Consider the following 21,582-nt stretch of genomic DNA (forward strand, 5'->3'; position numbering starts at 1 on the left):
CCCCAGACAGGTATTCTCTGCGCGGTGCTACATCCTCCCCTTCATCTTGGGCGCCGCCTCGTATCGGGCGGGTGTGCCGAACCGCCTGACGATCTCTGCGAACACCGCCCCCTTCTCCACCGGCTCGTCAGATTCCATCACGATACGGTAGAGGTCGTCGGGCAGCACGCGGAGCGTAGTCATCAGCCCCATCACGCTCATCGGCCACATCGCCCGCATCCCCTGCACCTCGCGGCGGTTCCAGATGGTCTGCATGAATTCGTCGGACATCTTCATCCCCTGCATCTTCTGGGGATAGCCGGGGGTGCGGAAGCCCGGGTCTTCTTTGGTTAGATCGCCCGACGGATGAACGTCCAGGTTGGCCAGGTACCGGTCAACGGTCGTGTCTCGCACGCGCGGCCCCACCTGCCTGGTCATGTGGTTCATCATGTGATGCACCATGTGGCAGTGCAGCATCCAGTCGCCCGGGTTGTTGGCGATGAACTCAAAGTCGGTTGCCTGGGCGATGCCGATCAGCGAGGTGTTGCGTGGGACCCAGGCGCTTTTCGGGACGCGGGCGCCCTCGTGCCCGGTGATCCAGAACGTGTGCCCGTGCAGGTGGATCGGGTGGTGCTGCATCGGGGCGAAGTTCATGATGCGTACGCGCACCCGCTCGCCGTGCTTGCACACAAGCGGCGTCGTGAACGGGCCGCTGCGGCCGTTGATCGTGTGCCAGTTCCAGTCCATCCGCCACGAGTCGGCAATCGTCTGGCTCGGCTCGATAAAGAAGTTCTGGAAGATCAAACCGAAGTCGCGGTCTACCGGCGGGTCGAACGGCTTCTTCGGGTGGATGATGAAGAAGCCGACACTGCCGTTCGCTTCCTGCATGGGGATGTGCGAGTGGTAGAAGAAGGTCCCTTCTTCGTGGACGTCGAACTCATACGCAAATGACTGGCCCGGCTCGATCAAGTTCTGCGTCAGCTCCGAGGCGCCGTCCCACTGCACAGGCAGGTCCAACCCGTGCCAGTGGGTGGAGGTCGCCTCGGGGAGCTCGTTGGTAACGATGATCCGCACCCGGTCTCCCTGCGTGACCTCAATGGTCGGGCCCGGCATGCTGCCGTTGTAACCGTAGACATTCATCTTGTAGCCCGGCAGGAACTCGCGCTCGACCGCCATCGGCCGGAGGTGGAACTCCTTGGCGCCCCGGACCATTTTCCAGGGCAGCTTCTCGAGGTCGGGCGCCACGAAGGGCGCCGGCGCCGCGTCTGGGCTGCGGAACCCGGGCATCAACTTGCCCAGGTAGTAGTCGGAGTCTGGGCTGTTGCCGCGGCCCGGCTTGAAACGCGAGTAGCCGTCGTACACGTCGCTGACGTCGGTGGGCGGCCCCGCTTGGGGCTCGCCGATCGGCTTGGGGAGCTCGCCACCGTGCTTCATGCCGGGCATTGAATCCATGCCTGGCCCCATGCCCTGCATGGGGGGCTGTTGCGCCGCGGCATGGCCGCCGACCAACCCTCCCAGCAGCGAGCCCCCCGCCGCGATAGCGGAAGTCTTGAGGAACCGGCGACGTTCGTTCTGGTCGTGCGGCTTGCTCATTCTGACTCCTCGTTCCAACTATGGCCCCTAGCGGGGCTTCGGCACGGCGTCGATGTGCCCCGGCGGGGCGATCCCTTGAGCGGCCCTCAATCCGTCGTGCAGCAGGAAGCCGTAGATCAAGACTTCCTGCGTACGGGCGTGCATCAAATTATCGACCTGAGTGAGCCGGGCGTCAAAGTAGTCGTGCTGCGCCATCAGCACCTCAGGCCAATCGACACGGTTCTCTTTGTAGCTCTGCAGGAGTTCGGCGTACGCCGCCTTGAGTTCGGGCAGGATCAGCCGCTCATACTCGAATGCGTGCTGCAGAGACGTCACGTACTGCTGGTAGGTCGTCGCTAATCGATCGCGGAGTTCAAGCTCAACGCGGTCGATCTCGCGACGCTGCCGCGCGTAATCGCTGCGGGCCTGCTGCACGGTCCCCTGGTTGCGGTCGTACAGCGGGACCTCGATCTGCAGGCCAGCCGCGGCTACTGCCTCTTGGCTCTCGAAGTTGTAACCCGCCCCCCCTTTCACCACGAGGTCGGGGACCCATTGGACAAGCTCGCGGCTGACGGTCGCCTGGTCGACCGACAGCTTGGCCCGCGCGGCCGCCAGCTCGGGGCTCTCGGCGATCAGCCGTTGCAGCGCCTCCTCGTAGGTAAGCACCGGGCACTCGGGCATCAGCTCGCCGACCACGGCGCCCCCCGGCAGCGGCGCGCCGACCAAGGCGGCAAGCCTGCGGAAATGCTCTTGGTAGGCGTTCTCGGCAGAAAGCACGTCCAGCCGGGTGCGTTGCAGCGCCACGTTCGTGCGTCGCACTTCGGGGCGCCGCGCCTGGCCCATGTTGTACGACTCTTGCGAGGTGAGCGCGGAGTCTTCGGCCGTCTTCTGCAGCTCGCGGCGGATGGCGAGCGTCGCTTGCGCAGCCAGCGCCTGGTAGAAGTGGATGCGGATATCATTGCAAACACGAAATTGTTGAGTTACCGCTAGGTGTTCCGCCACATGAGCCCGCCGCTGGTACTTCTCTCGGCTCAGACGCAGCTTGCCGGCGGTGACGATCCGTTGTTGGGCGATCGCGCCCTGAAACTCGCCCGGCGTGTTGGCGACGCGGTCGTTCTTGACAAAGATCTGGTCTGCTTCGTACGACAACATCGGGTTGGGGTAGAGCCCCGCCTGCAGGGCCTTGGCCAGCTCACCGGAGATGTGCAGCCTTGCTTGAACCAGCGTGGGGTTGTTGCTGGCGGCGAGCGAGAGCAGCGAGTCCAGCGCGTACGCCGAGGTAGCGATGGACGGCTCGGGATAGTCGAGCCCCGCGATGTCATTCAGCGGCGCCGGGATGGCGGGGGGCCGGGTATACTCGTGGCCCCCGCCCTTAGGCATAAGTGCGGCCGGCGGCAGGCGTAGCAGTTGTTGCGCGGCTGCAAACGCGGGTGCTGCTAGCAGCAATGCCGCCGCGATTAGCTTGGTCATCCGTTGCACTGGCATTAACGCGTCCGCGACAGAGATCGTACTTAGGGTTCCCTGCGTTCGTCATCGACAGACTACCCCATAGGGGTACATGCGGTTGGTAGGGGTGGGCAGACGCTATCTGCCAAGCGAGGAAAGGAATGCGGGCCAGGCAAGCTATGATCGCGGGCGCTGATTGCAGCTTCGCCGCTCGCAACCGCAACGCACTGCCAATTGCCGAGGCGCGTCGCATCAAGCGCGTCGAACCTGGTGTTAGATTAGCCGTGATTGCGCGGCATTCTTCAAGACAAACACCCAGCATTGGGCGGTCTAGCGATCTGCACCGGCGTATGGCTTGTCAGCATTTTCAAGACGCATCCCTAATCCCGCGGAGGTGCAGCTCTCCTCCGTCGGAGTGCCAATTGGCCAACCGGCCAAGACAGCATCGGCCGGCGCGGCTTGGAGCGTCGGCAGGCTTGCGGCGGTGTCCCAATTCGGCCAAGACCTCCGCAGATACATTAGGGCGCCCAGCCGCCGAGAGTGGCTCACTCGCAGCGGCTTCGTCGGAGCCAAATCTGAGCGAAGGGATGTCCACCGACGCGAGTTAGCCGGCGCCCGAAGTGAGCGAGGTTGATGCAACTTCGGCAAGTTTGCCGGTCGCGTTTGGCTGCTCAGGAGGGTCCCAACCCTACGCGCTTAGCGGGCGTTTCATCCGCCCTCCTCGCGTCTTTCTTGGAGTTTGGCTTTCAGCTCCGCGAACTCATCAACGGTCACCAAGGGCTCTTCAACGCCCGCCCGACGCCGAATCTCTTCTCCCAGCAACGCGCTGCCCCGGCGGCTCTTAACCCGCCGCAGCAGCGTCCGCGGCAGCTTCGCGCCGGCAACCTCAGCAAACAAGTCGTTCGCCCCGGGGCTCTTCTTCTCCGGCCCGTTGCCGACGCGCACCGAGCCCCCCTTGCTGTGCTTGACGACGATCCGACGGATGTTCCCCGCCAAGAACTCCGTCCGCCACTTCGGCAGCCCCCACCAGCCGATGCGCGTCGTCCACCGCTCGTCGTCGATGGTCAACTCCTCGCTGTGCAGCCAGCCATCGAGCGCGGCAACCACCAGCAGGGGACCGAAGAGCAACAAGATCCAGCACGCGATCGCCGCCACGATCCAGAACAACGTCGCCCCCCAATCCGCGTGCGTGTAGATCGCATAGCCGATACCGCCGAGCACACCGTTCCAGCCCAACGCCCACAGCGTTGTGGACCACGCGTAGCCTCGGCTCCGTCCGGCCGGCGCCACGTAACGCACTGCGCTCCCGCCCAACGGATCCACCCGAATCCCTTCCGCTACCAGTATCTCGTCGAGCGTTGACGTCTCGTCGAATGCATCGGGTTCTGGCGGCTCTTCAACGACCACGCCGTCCTGCGAGTCCTCCGTCAGAAACACCGGCACGACGAACGACTCCGCGAAGTCCGGCCCCGCCAGCTTCGCCCGCGCCATCAGCCGCCATGTCACTAGCCGGTCCTCGCTTCGTGACGTCGATTCGGCCGACGACGGGATAGTAAAATCCACCGGCAGCACCACCCGCCCCGCATCACGCTTCGGCGTCACCGTCAGCTCACACTCCCACGACACCTCGTCCCGTTCGCGGGTCTCGCGGTCTTTGCGGATCGTCGTCTTGGTGCAGAACAGCCGCAGGGTCCCCTCGTCCGCGTCCAGCAGTGACCGTGGCCCTAGCACCTCGCCGACCAGTTTTCCGCCAACGACGCCCGAAGGGCCCGCCATCCGAAACACCGCGTCCCCAAACCGCGCCCAACGCAACAGGCTCATCAGGATGCCGTAAGCGAAAAGCGCAGACAGCAAGCAGAACACGGCCGTAACCCAAAACAACAGGTTCGACTCGCTATCGCCGAACGCTCGGATGCATAGGAAAGCCGCCGTGAATCCGCCGATCGCCAGCCCGCCACCGAACAATTCGCCCAAGTTGAACCGCCTCTCCGACCGCAGCCGGCCCGACCGCCAGTCCGCGTTCCACAGCCACGGCTCGCCCGGGTGCTTCTCTTGCAGCGCCGGGTCGATCCCCGCCTGCCATTTCCGGGAGTGGTAGGTGAAGACCAGCCGGGCCCCCGCACCGATCATCAGAAACGACAGCCCCATCGCCAAGTCTTCGACCCGCAGGCTGCGGTCGAGCACCGCCTCGCTCGGCGATCGCGGGTTCACATAGCAAACCGTCGCCCCACCTGCTTGCTTGACCCCTTCAAGCTCGACGGACTTCCGTCTGTCACGCCGGTCGAAGGGCCCCTTCAGCGTCGGCAGCAGCACCCGTGTGCCGGTGTATTGCTGGCCGTCCCACTCGTATTCGTAACTGGCGACTACGCGCCGCCACGTCGAGTTCTCCCCGCGTTCCTCCACCGTCGACACCGACCGCAACACCGCCGGCGTCTCAACCCAGTCAAGCACACGCAACCACTGCCAAACCGGCGTTGCCGCCACCCACAGCAGCGCCACACCAATCAGTGTCAGCACGACCCTCCAAAACCATTTCCCCTGACGCGGCTTAGCGATAGCGAGGTTCCTCAGTAAGAAAGGGCTGGGCATTCAACTTGGGCTCCTGTTCGCTCCAAGATAATCAATCTTGCCCACGCCCTCATCAAGCCAACGAGATTCCTGCTTAGCTCTGTTCCGCGGCCGGAAGCGCTATCCGAAAGGGCTGCTAGCGGCGCTCCTCAGGATGCAGCCGCCCAGCGTAGCCCCGCTGGGATAGAAGCTGGGGCCCCTCGTCACTCCAACCGCAGGCGCCCGTGCAGGAGCCTACTGCCCGTCAACAACGACCTCGGGAGCGGCGGCCGCCTCGGGCATGTGGTACGGGAGGCGCCAAGTTTGGTCCCCTGCTCGGTTGGTGAAGTACAGCCGTGACTCGGACATCGAATCCGGGTTGCCGTCGGCCCAAAAGCCGTAGAAATCTGGGTGCGCGTTCCTCGGTCGCCGCACGTATCCATGGTTCATGCGGCTGTCTTTGGTAACGCTCAACGCTTTCGTCCACGATTGCCCCTTGTCGCGGCTCGTCCAAACGGCGATCTCTCCACCCGTCCCGTGCTGCTGTGGTCCTTCTTCCGTTGGCGCGATAACACGCCAGGTTCCATCGGGCTCAAGATAGAGCGAGCCCATGTCATAGTTGTGGGACGAAGTCGTGATGTCCCGAAAGGTCCACTCCAAGCCCGTCCAATGAGCGATCGACCACATGCGAGGCGCACCAACCGGGCCCGGCCGGTGATCGCTGCTTGTAAGATAGAGGATCACCGGATTGCCGCTGGCGTCGAAGCCGATGTCCTTCAAGTAGACCAGCCGCTTTTCGGAACGATAGTCGCGCACTAAGGCTGAGCATTGCGGGTCGGTCAACGGCGGTTCTACGTGCTCCCCCCCGGCGGTTCGCCAGGTGTCGCCCTGATCTTCGGTTTGCAAGAAATACAGGTTTGTGCGTTTGTCAGGGTCGCCGCCGGGGTGCATGTTGAACGCCGTGATCACGCGTCCGCTTTGCTCGTTGCTGACCTGGTAGTGCCCTCCCATGCCCGCAAGCTTTCGGTCTTGGCTCCAGTTCCCGCCCTTCGAGTCGCTTACGCTCCAGTAGAGTTCGCGTACGCCGGTGTACTTCGTGAAGAGAAAGACGAAGCCGCCGCCGTCGATCCACCAAGGCTGAGGGTAGGTGAACTCGCGCTCGGACAGGTGCTCAAATGACTCGATATCGTAGGGCCTACGCGAGCGGTAGAGGTGGCCGGGTCTCCCGCGGGCGCGCCCGCTTACGAAGACCCAGAGACGGCCCGTCTCGTCGATCTGCATGCATGGGTTGTCGTGCGGATCGTTAACCCCGCCCTTGTCGTGAACCACGACGGGCCTCGGCACGGTTCTTGACCGATGATCGTAGTAAGAGGCCATCGCGAGGAGATGGCGTTGGCTCGGCTCGGTCGTTCCGCCGTAGACAAAGAACGTTTTTTGAACCGCCGGGGCATAGACAGCGAGCGGACGGTGCTTCGCGGTGTAGGCGCCCAGCCCCCCGGAATACTTCGATCCGAACTCGGACCGTTGCCCCAGATCGAACCAGATCCCCTTGTACCCATCCATGGTGCGTACGACGGCTTGTTTACCGGATTCGACCTCCGCGCCGATTACGCTTGGTGTGAGCAAGAAGGCCGCGTGGAAGGCGGACGCAAGTACTCGGAGCGGGATGGGCATGTTATCTTCTCAACTGCAAGTTCGCCTGCTTGACGCCAACGCCGCCGGGTAGAGGCCGCACGCAGCCCACCGGCAAACCCTTGATCCTAGCACGCCCGCACTCCGAACGGGCCTCGCCAACGACCGGAGACGTGGCTCGCCTCGGCCGGCTAAAGCATCAAGACCCGCTCTACTTCAGAGACCGTCGCATCGTGGCGGACGCCGCAACTCTCGGTTTGTACCCGCTACCTTACTCGAATCTGCTCCGGCCAGGTCGCGGCGCTTGGACCCGCCGACCCGGTCTACGCTCCGGGGCAGCCCGCGTCGGTGCAGCTCACCTGCTTCGGGGCGCCAACTGGCCACACGGTCAATAGTGCGTCCGCCTGAGGGGCTGAGTGCGTCAGCAACTTTGCTGAGTGTCCTCGCGGAAAGAAGACCTCTGCGGCTCCGGCGGCTGTCCGACGCGCCGCGACTTCCCCGGAGCCAAGTCTGAAGGAAGTGATGTCCACCGCTGCGGACTGCGGGGGATACTCGCCACCGCAGAGAACGACGCTGACGGCCGAGCTCCTCGTGCCGGGGAGCGTTAGACGGAAACGGCCTGTCACGCCGCGAGAAGCTTGATTCGGGCGCAACCTACGGCTACGTTGCGACTTACGCGGACCGACGTCCTGTGCGTTAGGATGCAAACCGCAGGCTACCGCGAGATAAGCGGATTTACCTAAGAACAAGTTCTCCGACTGGATTCCAACTGGCAAGACCGACACCTACATACACGCAACGAGACATGTTTTGCCATGACAAAGTTCGCAGACCATGACGCCTATATCGCCGCGGCGCCAGAATCATTTCAGCCGCTGTTGGTTCAACTTCGTGCTCAAGTCGCCAAAGCTCTTCCTGACGCAGAGGAGATAATCGCTTACGACATGCCCGGGTTCGGGTTTGGAGAATCGATCATCGTCGGCTACGCAGCATTCAGCAAGCAGTGTGGCCTCTACGTGAGCAAAGACGCCATCACCGCCCATGCCGATGATATTGCCACCGCCGGGCTCAAGGCTACCAAGACCGGAGTCACTTTCTCTCCGCGCAAGCCCATCCCCGACGGACTGGTTGGCAAGCTCGCGCTGGCGTCGCGAGAATCGCTTGGACGATGACCGGGACGGTCCGCCCCGCGGCGGGAAACCACCGGCCGCAGTTGACCGGCGACGCCCGTGAGTAGAATGTTGTGGTCGGTGGGTAGCCCACTCCCGCGGGCGAACGGCAACCGAGCCTTTTCCGCTATGTCTCATTCCCCAACAGCATCCGCGTTATGTCTCCCACGACGACAACAACAGCAAGACGGCGGTGCTTGCTCATCGCAACCGCAGCCCCCGCGTTTCTCGCGGTGCTCGCATCGCTGTGGCCGCTCGAAAGGATCGCCCTTGTGTTAACGTGTACGTTGCTCGGGCTCTGTACTTTCGTGCCATTCCTCTTCGGTCGGTCGCGACGTCACTGGTTCGCTGGAGTTACGACAATCGCGGTTCTGTTGTCCGTCGCGACTTCAAATTGGCCGTTGCGGGCCGCGTACGCACTTTCTCGATCATCGTTCGACCGCGTTGCTTCAGAAGTCCGCGCTGGTGAGCTTCCCAAAACCCCCTGCTCAATCGGGTTCTTTCGCATCCGCAAGGCCGAGGTGCACCACAACGGTATCGTGTGTCTGTGGACGAACGATGATCCGTCCGGTCCGACTGGATTCGTCGAAACGGGAACAGATGACCTGCCGTTCAATCTGTGGTCGCATGTTTCGTTGGACAACTCATGGCAATTCATCTCGGAAGATTGACGCCAAACGCAGACCTAACGAAGGCGTTGCGCGCGAGCGGGCGGGCAGCAACGCCTGACCGGAAGATACGTCTCACCCGCCCGCCGCACAAACGCTTTCGTTCGGCCGGCGGCGCAGGCGCCCTCATGCCGCGGCGGAGGCTGCCGAGGTACCCACACCGCTGCAGATCGGGCAAGTCATCCATTCGCCGAAGATGGACCTACCTCGCGGTGCCGGGCCATCGTCGGACCCGCGTCGGTGCAGCTCGCCTGCCTCGGCCCGCCGACCGGCCAACGGACGGAGAGTGCGCCAACCGACACCGCTGCCGATGGCGCCAAGCCGCTGAGGTGGTGCAGGCCTCGGCAGAACGCCTTGTCTCGGGGGTAAGCCGCTGCTGACGCACGAGGCTCAGCGCAAAAGCGCCTTCGGCCTCGTACCGCGACAGGCCGCTGGCCGCGTCGAGCAGCCGCTCGAAGTCTGGCCCCTCGGGTAGTTCGCCCGGCTGGTTGGCGACGCCGCGGGCGATCTCCGCGAGCTGCCCTCTGTCGGGCAGTGCTTGCTTGAGCACCGCGAACAGGCGTTCGAGCTCCGGGGGGAGCTGGACGAGGGGGGCAAGCACCACCACAAAGGTCAAACGCCGCCTCCCTTCTTCGACATGCCGGGCGACCCCTTGCACGACCTCGACCGAACTTAAGTAGTGGTGGAAGTTGGGGAGCGCCAGCAGCGTGGTGCCGGCGTCTTGGGGGGCGTGGTCTAAGAGCCGAACCGCATAGACAGGATCGGAGGCGGGCGACGGGAAGTCCACCGGCCGGCCCCCGCGGACCCCGTCTAGCAGCCCCCGTCGGTGCACCGCGTACGGGTCGACCCCCGGGAGCTTCACGCCTTGGAGCAGAGACGGCGGCTCCGCCGAGAGCCCGCAGCCGTGCACGGCGACGAACAGTTTTCCCTCGGTCCCTTCCAGCGTCAGCCCGCGTGGCGCGGAGTTGTCCCCCACCATCTTCATGCCGGTGGGGTAGTGGTTCTCGAAGTTGAACGTGATGATCGCGTCGTAGAAGCCGCCACGCGGCGGCGTGCCGGTCGCCTCGACGCGCGTGGGGCCCGTGGCGTCGAGCCCCAGGATCATGTGCGCCAGGTCGATGACGTGGGCGCCGCGGTCGGTGATCTCTCCGCCCCCGTAGCGGCGGTGGAACCGCCAGAAGAAGTGGCAGCGCTTCTCGTTGTAGGGGACAGGGGGGTGTGCCCTGACTCAGCCGGGCGCCGAGGCGGCCCGCTACAACATCTTTTGGCGTGGATTCATGGGGAGTGCCGCTTTGGGGCGGGGCTGGAGACTGAGTAGGCAATGGCCAGCGAGGCGAGCATCCGTGCCCGCCCGCTTTCGCTGACCGCTGAAAGCTGATCGCTGACGTCTTCTAGGCCCCTTCGACCTTCACCGGTTTGAAACTGATGCGGCCGCCTTCCTCAAAGACCTGATCCGCCGGCGCCGGCGGCCGGTTGACGCGGACCTGGTAGTTCTTGGGCCGCGGGTCGCCGGGGAGCAAGGGGTACGGGTAACCTCCGTGAACCATTAGACTAATCGGTATACCCCTCCAGCCTTTGCCGGCCTTGCAGAAAGTCGATCTCGCATGTTTGGCCGACTCGTTACCCAGATACTGCACCCGCGGATCGACGACGAGAAGCTGCGCGAAGTTCTGGCCCAAGCACGCGAGCGGATGCCGCCTCCGGTGATCTGGCTGTTCGGCAAGACCCAGTCGGGCAAGACCTCGCTGATCCGCACACTCACGGGTCGCTCGGACGCAGAGATTGGGAACGGGTTCCGGGCGTGCACCAAGACGGCGCGGATGTACGCGTTCCCCAACGAAACGCTCTGCTTAATCCGCTTCCTGGACACCCGCGGATTAGGGGAAGTGAACTACGACCCGACCGAAGACCTGGCGTGGCTGGCGGAACAATCGCACCTGATGATTGTGGTGATGAAGGCGCTCGACCCCGCCCAGAAGACCGTGCTGGAGTCGCTGGAAAAGGTCCGCCAGCGCCAGCCACGCACCCCGCTGGTGGTGGCGCAGACCTGCCTGCACGAAGGCTATCCCCCCGGTCTGGCGACGCACCCCTCCCCTTACCCGTACGATGAAAGCCCCATCCCCGAGACGGCGCCCGTGGACGTGCGGCGTGCGCTCGTCCATCAGCGCGAGTGGTTCCTGCGGCACAAGGGCGCGAGCGCGCCCCACTTCGTGGCGCTGGATTTCACGCAGCCCGAAGACGGCTACACGCCGATCGACTACGGGATCGACGCCCTCTGGCGGGCCATCGAAGACGTGCTGCCCCACGGCCTACAGAGCCTGCTGCGCAGCGACGCTCAGGCGATGCGCCAGTTGCACGACATCCACTTCGAGAAAGCGCGACCGCAGATTATCGCCCACTCCGTGGCGGCCGGCATGGCGGCGGCCGTGCCGTTTCCGATCGTCGACATCGCGGGGAGCCTGGCGGTGGTCGGCAAGATGTTCCACGCGTTGTCGGGACTGTACAAACAGCCGCTGTCGGCCGGGTTGGTGTCGGAGCTGGTGGGCTGCCTGGGGATCGGGTTCACGCTGCGGATCGCGGGGCGTGAGGCGATCAAGACGGTCCCGTTCGCCGGATCGCTGGTGGCGGTGGCTTCGGGCGTCTACATGGCGGCCTGCACCTACGCGCTGGGCCTGACCCTCTGCTACTACTTTAGCCACGCGCAGCAGGGCGCCGTGCCCGACTCGGCGGCGCTCCGCAACGTCTACGGCGCGGCCTATCAGGAAGGGATCGAGAAGTTCCGCGACTACCTGAAGAGCTCTGAAAAACCGACATGAACCGACGATGGATCGCGCTGGGCGCCGTGCTGGCCGGGGTGTTGCTCGCCCCCTACCTGGCGCTGCTGGGGTTGGGATTCGTTTGGCTAAACGAGCATGGTTGGCTGATGACGTGGCTGATCGTTGCGGCGATCAGCAGCCTCGCGGCCACCCTGCTGCACTGGAGCCTGCGCGGCAATCGCCTGTCGCGGCCCCGGTGGCGCGTCGAGCCCGACCCAGAATGGACCGATACCGATCGGCAGGCCTGGAGCCAGGTGCAACACATCGCGCACCAGGCCGGCGGTCGCGCCTTGACGCTGGGCCGCCTCGACGAGCTACAGGCGCTGGGTGACGAGCTGTTCACGGCCGTTGCCCGCGCCTACTTTCCCCGGGCGCGCGAGCCGCTGCTGCAAGTCACCGTGCCGGACACGCTGGCCATCGTCGAGCTCGCGGCCCACGACCTGCGAGCCATCGCGGAAAACCTGCCGGGATCGCGCGCCCTGTCGCTAGGGCAGGTGCGCCGGCTTCAATCGACCGGGTCCGCGGCGTGGGCCGCCTACGAGCTGGGCTACCGTGTCTACCGCGTGGCGAGGTCTATCTACAACCCGCTGGGGGCTTTGGTAAACGAGGCGGGAGGCGTCGGCACGCGGCGGTCGATGGATTGGTTGCGGAAGGACTTTCAGCGACGCGCACAGACCTACAGCGTCGAACTCGCTGGCAAGTACGCCATCGAGCTGTACAGCGGAAGGATCCAACTGCGCAGCGCGCACGTGCAGCAGTATGTGACTCAGCGTTCGCGACGCGATTCGGCCGCCTCGGCCGCCAAGCAGCGGGGCCTGCTGGCGGAGCCGCTGCGTGTGCTGGTGCTGGGTCAGGTTAAGGCGGGCAAGTCGAGCCTGATCAACGCGCTCTTCGGGCAGTTGCGGGCCGCGGTCGACGTGGTCCCCTGCACGAGGAGCGTCGAGCCGTTCGTGCTGCAACGCGAAGGTCAAACCGAAGCGATCGTGCTCGACACCGCCGGTTACGAGGACGCCTCCGCGGCGGGGGCGCTGCTCGGCGACCTGGTTGTGGAATCGCAACAGGCCGACTTGATCCTGCTGGCCGTGTCCGCGAGCCAGGCAGCGCGGGCGCCCGACCAATTGATCCTGCGGGCGATCCGGCAGAGCTTCGAGGGGGCCACCACTCGCCAGCCTCCCCCCTGCATCGTCGCACTGACGCACATCGACCGGCTCAGGCCGCCGCAAGCGTGGGCGCCCCCCTACGACCTTACCAGCGACGACCCCAAAGCGCGATCCATCCGCGAGGTGATGGCGGTGGTGGCCGAGGAGCTGGCGTTGCCGCTCGAGTCGATCGCGCCGGTCTGCTTGTTTCCGGACCGGCTTTACAACGTCACCGACGGCTTGATGCCGCTGCTGGTGCAGGCGTTCTCCGAGGCCGAGCGGAGCCGCGTGGCCCGAGTCCTCACGGCCCACCAAACTGAAACCCAGTGGTCCAACCTTTGGCGACAAGCCATCCAGAGCGGCCGCCTGTCGCTGACCACGCTCGGCGACTTGTACCGCCCAAAATAGATCGCCCAATCTGATCCGCCCGAACGAAGGCGCGCCGGGCCGAAATCGCGGCCGCCCGGTCTCGGACCGGACGCCGGTCCCGCAGCCGGTCGGGACGCCGACGCCGGACAGCACGCTCTGGGCTTGTTAGACGATCGCGTCGAACTCGCTGGACGAGCTCCGCCTCAAGTGGCGGAACCGCTGGAAGAACGCCTGCAGGTTTTCGACCGCCGAGTCGAGAAACACCTCGGGCTTGCCGTCGGCCTGTCCGTTGAGCCGTTCGGCCCGGTGGCTTACCAGCCGCTGCAGCTAAGGTCTTCTCGGCCAGGGGAACCGCTTCTTCGAAGCCGGCGCGGGTCTGTTCGCGCTCCCGCTGGCACAGCTCCGACCCCGACGACCGGCCGAAGCCGGCGGTAGGCTAGTCAAGGTCTTGCAAGAACACGTTCTCGGCCAGCGGGAACTGATGCGAGCGGCTCTCTAGGAAGTGCATGAAGTAACCGGCCGTGTTGGGTAGTGCTATCAGATCGCCCACCGCAACGCCCGCGAGGAAGTCAAGTTTCCGGAGCAGGATGGCTTCCGACTCGGTGCAATACGCGCCGGTCAAATAGCCCTGCCCAAATTCGGCGTGGTGGGCGCGGGCGGCGCCCACGGCAGGGACGAGGATCGGATCGACCAAGAAATCGTCGCTGCCGGTACGGCACTGCGTGCGGTTCATCGCAAGTCCAACTAGCAAATCGCCGGACTCGTTGCGGCGGCGATGAACAACCCGGGCCACCGTCATGCCGCAGCCCTCAAGCAGGGCCCGGCCGGGCTCGCATCGGAGCTGAACGCGCCGCTCTGCGAGCGCCGACGCCACCGTCTGGCCATTCGACAGCGGCGACGCCAAGACGGCATCAAGCCAGTGGTCCGAGACTAGTTCTTGGTAGAACGGATAAACATTCGGCTCGCCGAGCAAGCGACCGCCGTCCACGGTGAGCCCCAGCGTGTGCCCGCGAAAGGTAGCCTCGGCGTACTCGCCCTGAAGCGTCTGCCGGTGCCGACGCCAAAACGCCTCCCACTGATCGCGGTGCTGGAGGTAGCAGATCGGGATCCCGCCGCCGATGTCCAAGAAGGAGCAGGGGTGACCCAACCGCCGCGCCCGATCGATCAGCACCAAGGATTGCTCGATGCCGCTGACGCGCTGCGCCGGGTCGTAGCCATCGAGATGAAAATGGACGCCTCGGATCGCGAGCCGCTCGGGGGGGTTCTGCTCCGCGACGGCCGCGGCTTCTTCGAGCGGAAAGCCAAAACGGCTGACGAGCCGCCCGCCGGGGCGCCGAAACCCGCTGACGCGCAGCGCGACCGAGGGGGGGTGGCCGTTGGCCAAGTTGTACAGCAGGCGGAGTTCGTCGTGGTTGTCCAGCGCGATCGTGACCCGGTGCTGCAGGCACAGGTTCACAAGCGGGGCCTCCTTGATCGCTGCGGTGCAGATCAGCCGTTCCGGGGGCGCCCCGGCGTCGAGAGCCTGCCGCAATTCTTCGAGGCTCGCGGTATCGACGCCGGCTTGGCGCTCGACACAGGCTTCGACGAACCCGAGGCACTTGTTGGCCTTGCGAGCGAAGAACACCTCCAGGTCGATCGACCGCCTCGCGCCCACGCCGCGGAGTCGCGCCAGGTTCTCTTCAAAGGTCGCGCGGCAGAGAAGGTTGAGCGGCGATCCCCATTGTTCCACCCAGGACGGGAGCCGCGGGTCAGAGAGTGTCTCCACCATCCAGGGCTTCAAGGCGCCGTCCAGGGGCGCGACCCCCCGGAGGTTGCGCCTCAACGCTTCGGCGGACGGGCCCCGTTCGCCTGCCACGCCAACATCAGGGCCTGCGGTCATAGATCCAACGCGGGTAGACGCCTGACGAGGTCGACCGCCCACCGGGCGGTCTCTGGATGAAGCTCTCGGTTGAGGGTGTCCGCTCCGAGGATCCAGCCCTCGGTCGCACGCCCGAACACACGGAGGCGATCGCCCGACGGCAGCGCCGCCCCCACGGGTCGTCCTTGACGATCGACCTTGACCCCGCCCGTTTCCGCCGCGAGCGCAAGATAGCCGTTTGCGAGCAGCTTGCCCAACGGCCCCCGCTGCGCGTTCTGCTCCGGCCCCGCGATAACCGCATGGACCAGCACGCTGGCGTCGAAGCGGTGCGCGCCCCGTTCTACGCGCCAGCCCCGCTCCTGCCTCGTGACGGCGGGCGCCGGCAAGAACCCGAGGTCCAGACGCCCAGAGCCCACCAGGGCCAGCAGGCGTCGAACGTTCTCCGCCGGGGGACCGAACGCCACCCGCTCCATAATCACCGCAAACTGCTTCCACGACGCGCAGCTCGACGATCGCAGCCCACCGTAGCTGACCAGGCGAACGAGTTGCGGATAGCAGCGCCTCCATACTTCGCCCAGCGCGCTTGCCGGGTCAGGAGGGCGACGCCCGCCGGCGATCGCGCAGGATTGCTCCCAGCACGCCAACGCGTCTTCCGGCGCGGCGGCTTGGCGATCGAGCCAGGACCGTGCGGCGCCCCCCTCGAGCGGTTCTCGGTCGCCCCGCGCCCAGGCCGCGAAGCTGTCCGCGACGCTCAGGAGCACCGGCCGGATATCCACGAGGAAGTCGAGCGAGCCGTGCATCGTCTCTAGTGACGCGAGCCGATCGCAAACGCGTCGCCAGCCGTCCCACTCTCCCCACGCCTGGGCGACGGCGTAATCGGGCTTCGCGTACATCGGTCGACCGGACCTGGAGAACGGCGCGATGACGACCGGCTCGCGGCCGCTGGCCCGGTAGCGCCAGACGGCGCCCTCTGGCTCGAATCGGCCCCCCTGCCCTTCGGTGAGCGCCAGGATGGCGTCGATCGCGGTCAGGGCGAACCCGCGGACAGCGACACGTTGGCCGACCCATCCCTCTGCGTGACGAGCGATCGACGCGAGCGGCCACACTCCACCGCGCGGCCGCGCGTGGGCGTCGCACCCGTGGCCGGTCGTGACGACCGCCTCGTCGAAGCCGAGCCGTCTGCCGCCCGCGACGATCTCTACCCGCGACGGCAGCGGCGCAACCGCCGCCACCCGTTGTTGCTCCACCCGGCAGGTGATCCCCGGGGGGAGCTGCTTGACCAGGGTTGCAAAGCAATCCGACAAGTACGCGCCGACCAGCGACCGTGGTGCGTACACACCGTCCGTGACCTGTGTGTGTCCGCGGCGGTGACACCAGTCGACGAAACCTAAGCGGCTGGGTCGATCGGCGGAGCTGCATGACCAGGCCGAGACCCGCTTGGCGGGGAAATTCATCCGCAGCCAGGGGGGCTGGCTCGGCGCGTAGACCGCTCCGGCGCCGGGCGCCTCGGCCGGATCGAAGAAGGTGACGTCCACGGGCTTCCTGCCCGACGCCGAACCGTACGCCGCGGCGACCGCCTCGAGCGCATGCAGCCCGCGCGGGCCGGCGCCAACGATCGCGATCCGGTAGGGCGCCGTCGCCGCGCTGCTTGGGGGACGTCGCCGGTGACCGGCCAGGGGCGTGAGCGCCGTCATCGTCACCGAGGGGGGTCGGGGAGTTGATCTTCTGCGAGCGCCTTTAGGAGGGTGGGTCTGACCGCCAGCGCACGCTCCACCCATTGGTCGTCGTAAACGGTATCCAGGTAGCGGGCGCCCGAATCGTGGAGGATCGCGACACACGTTTGTCCCGCCAACTCGGCCTGATGCGATCGGATCGCCTGGAGGACCCCGCCCCCCGAGCCCCCAGCTAGGTACGCCTCGGTGGCCGCGAGTCGTCGGCAGCCGACCACGCAGTCCAGATCGCTCACTCGGATGACCGCGTCGGGCCGGCAGTCGCGGGCCAGAGGGGGCTCGCACCCCGCGCCGAAGCCGGAGATAGAGCGTTCTCCCCGCTTGCCGCCGAAGAGCACGCTGCCGATCGCGTCGACCCCGACCACCCGCGTGCGCGGACTTGCGGCGGCGAACGCGTTGATGAACCCGTTGAGCGTCCCGGTGCTGCTGGTGGCGACGTACACCCGGCCGACGCGTCGGCCGAGCGCGGCGAGTACCTCCGCCGCTGTCCCCGCCTCATGCGAGCGGCAGTTCTCCTGGTTTGCGTACTGGTTGGGCCAGTAGGACCCGGGGATGGTTGCGAGCAGCTCCTGGACGCAGGCGAGTCGCGCGGTAAGGAAGTCCCCTCCGACCGGCGACTCCACCAGTCGAACCTCCGCCCCCAGCGCCCGCATGATCGCCAGGTTCTGCCGCTGCGACCGGGGATCGACGACACAGATAAAGCGGAGCTTGTGGTAGGCGCAGGCCTGGGCCAGGCCGATGCCCATGTTTCCAGACGACGACTCGATAACGGTCGCCCTGGAGTCAATCCGACCAGTAGCGAGCGCCTCCTCAATCATCGCCTTCGCCGGTCGATCTTTGGCGCTCCCCCCCGGGTTGGCCGCCTCGAGCTTCGCATAGAGCTTGATGTTGGAGGCCTCAAGAAACCGTCGTAGACGGACAAGCGGGGTCTGCCCGACGGCCTGGAGGATCCCATCGGCCGGCTTGCGTTGCGCCAGTCGCGGTGAGACGTGTGCCGAGCCCGCTCGGGGGCGGCTTCGAATGTCAATCAGTCTATTGTGCACCGCGTATTGCTCCGCAAATGGCCGGGTATCGCCGACCCACACAAGGCCCGTGGTGCGGAGCGCGACGCCGCCGGGCTACGAAGCAAATCTTGCGCCGCTACCGATCGGAATCGGAAAGCTGATTGGCCAACCGCCGCGATTGCGGGCTTGTCGAGTGCTCCAGCCGCCGCGTCAACAACGCCGCAGCGCACCACGCCAGGAGCGCCCAGCCGGCCCCCAGCAGCCATCCGGCGATCACGTCCGTCGGCCAGTGAACGGCCAAGTAGACGCGGCTCAGCCCAACCAGCAACGTAACGCCAACGGCGACCGCCAGGATGAACAGCTTGGCGTACCGCCCGCGTTGCACGCGCGCAAGCATGGCCCCGAGGGTCAGGTACACCGTCGCGGCCGTCATCGTGTGGCCGCTGGGGAAGCTCTTCGTGTAGACGTGCGATCCGTGCGGAGCGAGCTGTGGCCGCGGGCGATCGTAGCTCGCCTTGAGAAACATGCAGAGCGCTACCCCGCTGACGATCACCACGCCAACGTACCCTGCCAGAGCGCTCCTCCCAGAAAGCAGCAGCATGATCACCACGCTGGCCGACAGCAGCACGCAGATGGTCATCCCTCCCATCGCTGTGCAGTCGCGCATGACTTCCTCGACCCAGCGCGGACCGATCGGGTCGCTAACGTCGTCCGCGTTACGCAGCGCAAGCAGCACACCGCGATCGAACGTATCGAACGACCCTCGCGCCACACGGCCCGCCAACACGAGGTAGGCCGACAGCAGGCCGACGGCGGCGGCGGCGGCCGTCGTTGCGATCCAAAGGCGGGCGTCGGGCTTCATCCAGTCGGCGAGGCAGGGGTGACGAGAACCAGGCGGTGCGTGCGGGGGCGGTGCAGTATAGTCATGTCGGATGTTTGGCGGAGAGACCCGCCTGCTTGCAGAACCAGCCGGCGTAGGGCGTGTCGCCAACCCGCCGGCGGTTGTAGTCGGGGGCCCCGTCCTCCCACCACACCGGGCCTCGCTCGCCGAGCCCTACCTTCGCGGCATGCACCCGGAGTCGGGCTCGGCGTGTCGCCTGCTCGTCCCTGATCGCGCGCCGCACCGCCCTGCGGGCCGACATGAGTTCTTCGACCAGCTCCCCTCTTTCTGCTTCGGTTAGGCCGGGCCGGCTTGCTCGCCACAGCACCTGATTGATCACGAAGTAGCGGCCATCAGGGGTTTTTACAGCAGAATTGCTCATGAGTCGTCCTTCGCGAGCGGCCGGGGTAGATCGTCGTCGGCGCGTCGTGCTCCGGAACAGCGGTTGCTGCGCCAACGAACGTCTACGGAGGACTCCTAGCAGTTCTTGCGCCGTCCCAGACGCCACCTTCCCGCGAGCGACAATGACTCCATCCCACCGCTACCACCCAGGGGATCAGGCGAAATGCGAATGGGGCTCGGGCGACGGCCACCCCGTCGTCCGCAGCCGCTTCACAAACAAGGTTGCACGCAGGAGCGATGGCTCCGGGGTTGAGCGTTGGCGGAACGACGCCGACCCGGCCTACTCTATCGGTCGCGGGTGGCAATACTGTGCTGAACCCCGGCAGCGAAGGGGAGCCCGAGCGGTGAACTCCAGCGACGGTGCAGCATGATTGTTACGAGCGTTGAATCGGGCTGGGAGGTGGTCTTCCAACGATCACATGGGCTACTGGCCGGCCAACTGGCGACGAACTTTCGACTCGACTTTAGGCCGCACTTTTGGACACAGACGCTCGAGACGATTCTTTCGCACGACGACAACAAGCAGCCGTTCGATGCGCGCCACTACGTAACGGACCTGGGCGCCCCAAGAGACTTCACGCTCGTGTCGATGGCGTCGCCAGACCGCGTCGCAGAGGCCGAACGGCGGATCATCGACAATCATCGCAAGCACCGCTGGTGCGGGCTCTTGATGTCGATGCACGTCCAGCACCTGTACGGCGCCGCGGAGGGGATCTCGGCCGAAATGAAGGCCTTGCTCAAAGCAGAGGCGGCTCGTCGCCGGCGGGTTTTGCGGCAACTCAACCGCAAGGCCCAGCAGCTCGAAGACGCGTACCAGTTGCTGCGTTGGTGCGACCGCTGCTCGCTTATCCTCGCCCGCAATCGGATCCCCGACATGGGACGACGCATCGAGGTCACGCACGATCTGGGTCGCCAGCGCTACGACCTTTGGCGTCGCGAGGACGACACGGTGTGCGTCGAACCCTGGCCCTTTGCACCCGACGCGTTCGACGTCGAGCTAGAACTCCGTCGCGCAACCACGCTGGCCTTTAAGAACGACGCGGACCTCCTCCAACACCTCGACGGAGCAGAGATCGAAGCCCGCACATGGACCTTCCGCAGATAACCCGCCAGTAGCATTCTTGGCGTGCTGTCTGCTCGGAACGGGGCGGACAGGTCGTACGCCAAGCTCGCCAAGTGCTCGGCCGATGCGGCGCTGCGCGACATCCGCGAACCGTTCGAGCGGGGCGTTCTGGTCCCACACCCCGGCCGCGGCCGCAGCGCCAGCTACCGTCTGGCCCCGCCCGAGAACATCGGGGGAGCCGAGGTTGGCGGCCAGGGAGCCCGCCCGGGCGAACATGGGATCGCGACGCGTGCAGTTGGAGGCGTACCACACCTGCGACCACGACGCCGGTGCGGCCTTCACGTCGCATCTGCCAGTAGCCGGCCGCCGCTTTGGCGCCGAGGGGAGCGGATCACAGCGTTCCAGACGAGTATCGTGTCGATCGAAGAGGTTCAACGCGAGGCCTCCCACGGTTCACGCCAACGCAACCGGAAGAAAATCACCATGAACTGGACCTTCATCAAGAAAGACGCAAAACGCGTCTTCCCCGTACCCTACAGGAAATGACTTCGGGGATGGGATCCTAGTTTTGTCCTTTTGTCCCCCTTCCCCGGCGAGCAAAAATCGGACAAAACCCCGCCGCCATCGCCGAATCGGCGCAATTCTCGCGCATCGGCGTTCGCGTCCCCCGCCGGGTGGACGCCACAGAGTCGTATTGTCCCGTGCTGGTGGACAGAAGACCCCATCGATCGGACACCTCCTGGACAAAAGGGACGCAAGACTGCTTTGCCGCAACCCAGGCGCGTACCCCGAGCTTTGGGCCGACACCGACTCACGCCTAGATTGTCTGCAACGGGGTGGCTATTTGCGAGCGAAATCTTGGGCGATGGCTAAGAGGACAAAACAGGCGGCCGTCACGCTGGTTGCCGGTTGATCCGCCGGAAGAACGTTCCTCACGTTCGCACTTCCGGCGATCCAGCCGCGGCGCCCCGGTAATGCCACTCGCCGACTCGGACCAACCTTGCAAGTCGCGGCCATCTGGTTGATTGGCCCAGTGCTTCTCGGCAATGAGTCTCCCCCAAAGGCCACGCAAGCGCAGCATAGGGCTTATCGCGCGCGCAACCGTCGGCGGGCGCTGGCGCGCCGGCGCCCTTAAGCGTTCGTAATTCCGCACTACTCCGACAGCTAGTCCAACTGACGATCAGTTCGGCTCGAATCGCGGCTCTCGGGATCCGAACCGCGGAACGTCAGGTGATGCCAGAAACTCGAAGAACCTTGCTAAGTGCATGCGAAAGCTACGATTTGTTTGGCTGAGCCTCATTGTTGCGT

Annotated in this window: 15 protein-coding genes and 1 pseudogene; 5 read left to right on the forward strand and 11 right to left on the reverse strand. The window is 65.5% G+C overall.

Annotation, left to right across the window (positions count from 1 at the left end; all coding sequences use genetic code 11):
- Nucleotides 1-27: 27 nt before the first annotated feature.
- From Pla175_RS14475 to Pla175_RS14490, 4 genes are all read right to left on the reverse strand, one after another.
- The gene (locus Pla175_RS14475) at nt 28-1,572 is read right to left on the reverse strand and encodes a multicopper oxidase domain-containing protein (RefSeq protein WP_197526836.1); all 1,545 of its coding nucleotides are present in this window, start codon (nt 1,570-1,572) and stop codon (nt 28-30) included.
- Between the two features lie 27 nt (nt 1,573-1,599).
- Nucleotides 1,600-3,021: a TolC family protein gene (locus tag Pla175_RS14480; RefSeq protein ID WP_231953906.1), complete on the reverse strand. Its 1,422-nt coding sequence runs from the start codon at nt 3,019-3,021 to the stop codon at nt 1,600-1,602.
- A gap of 684 nt (nt 3,022-3,705) precedes the next feature.
- Nucleotides 3,706-5,514: a DUF3592 domain-containing protein gene (locus Pla175_RS14485; protein WP_197526837.1), complete on the reverse strand. Its 1,809-nt coding sequence runs from the start codon at nt 5,512-5,514 to the stop codon at nt 3,706-3,708.
- 285 nt (nt 5,515-5,799) lie between these two features.
- Nucleotides 5,800-7,218, reverse strand: coding sequence for a BNR-4 repeat-containing protein (locus Pla175_RS14490; RefSeq protein WP_145286306.1), 1,419 nt, complete (start codon nt 7,216-7,218; stop codon nt 5,800-5,802).
- Nucleotides 7,219-7,991: 773 nt separating this feature from the next.
- Here Pla175_RS14490 and Pla175_RS14495 point away from each other — a divergent pair.
- Entirely contained in the window at nt 7,992-8,348 is a 357-nt protein-coding gene (locus Pla175_RS14495) for an iron chaperone (RefSeq protein ID WP_145286308.1), read from the forward strand.
- Nucleotides 8,349-8,542: 194 nt separating this feature from the next.
- Nucleotides 8,543-9,016, forward strand: a complete 474-nt coding sequence (locus Pla175_RS14500) for a hypothetical protein (RefSeq protein WP_145286310.1) — start codon at nt 8,543-8,545, stop codon at nt 9,014-9,016.
- Nucleotides 9,017-9,215: 199 nt separating this feature from the next.
- On the opposite strand, the pseudogene Pla175_RS14505 reads toward Pla175_RS14500, so the two are convergent.
- Both Pla175_RS14505 and Pla175_RS26060 read right to left on the reverse strand, forming a co-directional pair.
- Nucleotides 9,216-10,217, reverse strand: a pseudogene (locus Pla175_RS14505) (hypothetical protein); the annotation flags it as partial.
- 187 nt (nt 10,218-10,404) lie between these two features.
- Complete coding sequence (locus tag Pla175_RS26060; RefSeq protein ID WP_197526838.1) at nt 10,405-10,560, reverse strand: hypothetical protein; 156 nt, start codon at nt 10,558-10,560, stop codon at nt 10,405-10,407.
- Between the two features lie 57 nt (nt 10,561-10,617).
- Between Pla175_RS26060 and Pla175_RS14510 the strand changes: the two genes are divergently transcribed.
- A complete protein-coding gene (locus tag Pla175_RS14510; RefSeq protein ID WP_145286314.1) occupies nt 10,618-11,829 on the forward strand; it encodes a GTPase family protein in 1,212 nt (403 codons plus the stop codon).
- A complete protein-coding gene (locus tag Pla175_RS14515) occupies nt 11,826-13,376 on the forward strand; it encodes a GTPase family protein (RefSeq protein ID WP_145286316.1) in 1,551 nt (516 codons plus the stop codon). Before Pla175_RS14510 ends, Pla175_RS14515 begins: the two co-directional genes overlap by 4 nt.
- 397 nt (nt 13,377-13,773) lie before the next feature.
- Here the strand turns inward: Pla175_RS14515 and Pla175_RS14520 are convergent, their stop codons facing one another.
- From Pla175_RS14520 to Pla175_RS14540, 5 genes are all read right to left on the reverse strand, one after another.
- The gene (locus tag Pla175_RS14520; protein WP_231953907.1) at nt 13,774-15,216 is read right to left on the reverse strand and encodes a Y4yA family PLP-dependent enzyme; all 1,443 of its coding nucleotides are present in this window, start codon (nt 15,214-15,216) and stop codon (nt 13,774-13,776) included.
- Nucleotides 15,213-16,889, reverse strand: a complete 1,677-nt coding sequence (locus Pla175_RS14525) for an FAD/NAD(P)-binding protein (protein WP_197526839.1) — start codon at nt 16,887-16,889, stop codon at nt 15,213-15,215. Before Pla175_RS14525 ends, Pla175_RS14520 begins: the two co-directional genes overlap by 4 nt.
- A gap of 2 nt (nt 16,890-16,891) precedes the next feature.
- A complete protein-coding gene (gene sbnA, locus Pla175_RS14530) occupies nt 16,892-18,010 on the reverse strand; it encodes a 2,3-diaminopropionate biosynthesis protein SbnA (RefSeq protein ID WP_197526840.1) in 1,119 nt (372 codons plus the stop codon).
- A 55-nt stretch (nt 18,011-18,065) separates the two neighbouring features.
- On the reverse strand, nt 18,066-18,791 hold the full coding sequence (locus Pla175_RS14535; protein WP_145286322.1) for a phosphatase PAP2 family protein: 726 nt from the start codon (nt 18,789-18,791) through the stop codon (nt 18,066-18,068).
- Nucleotides 18,792-18,852: 61 nt separating this feature from the next.
- Nucleotides 18,853-19,191 (reverse strand): hypothetical protein, encoded by a 339-nt coding sequence (locus tag Pla175_RS14540; protein WP_145286325.1) that lies wholly within the window; start codon nt 19,189-19,191, stop codon nt 18,853-18,855.
- Between the two features lie 387 nt (nt 19,192-19,578).
- Here Pla175_RS14540 and Pla175_RS14545 point away from each other — a divergent pair, with 387 nt between their 5' ends.
- A complete protein-coding gene (locus Pla175_RS14545; RefSeq protein WP_145286328.1) occupies nt 19,579-20,316 on the forward strand; it encodes a DUF3891 family protein in 738 nt (245 codons plus the stop codon).
- Nucleotides 20,317-21,582: the final 1,266 nt, after the last annotated feature.

Source organism: Pirellulimonas nuda (assembly GCF_007750855.1).
GTDB classification, from domain to species: Bacteria; Planctomycetota; Planctomycetia; order Pirellulales; family Lacipirellulaceae; genus Pirellulimonas; species Pirellulimonas nuda.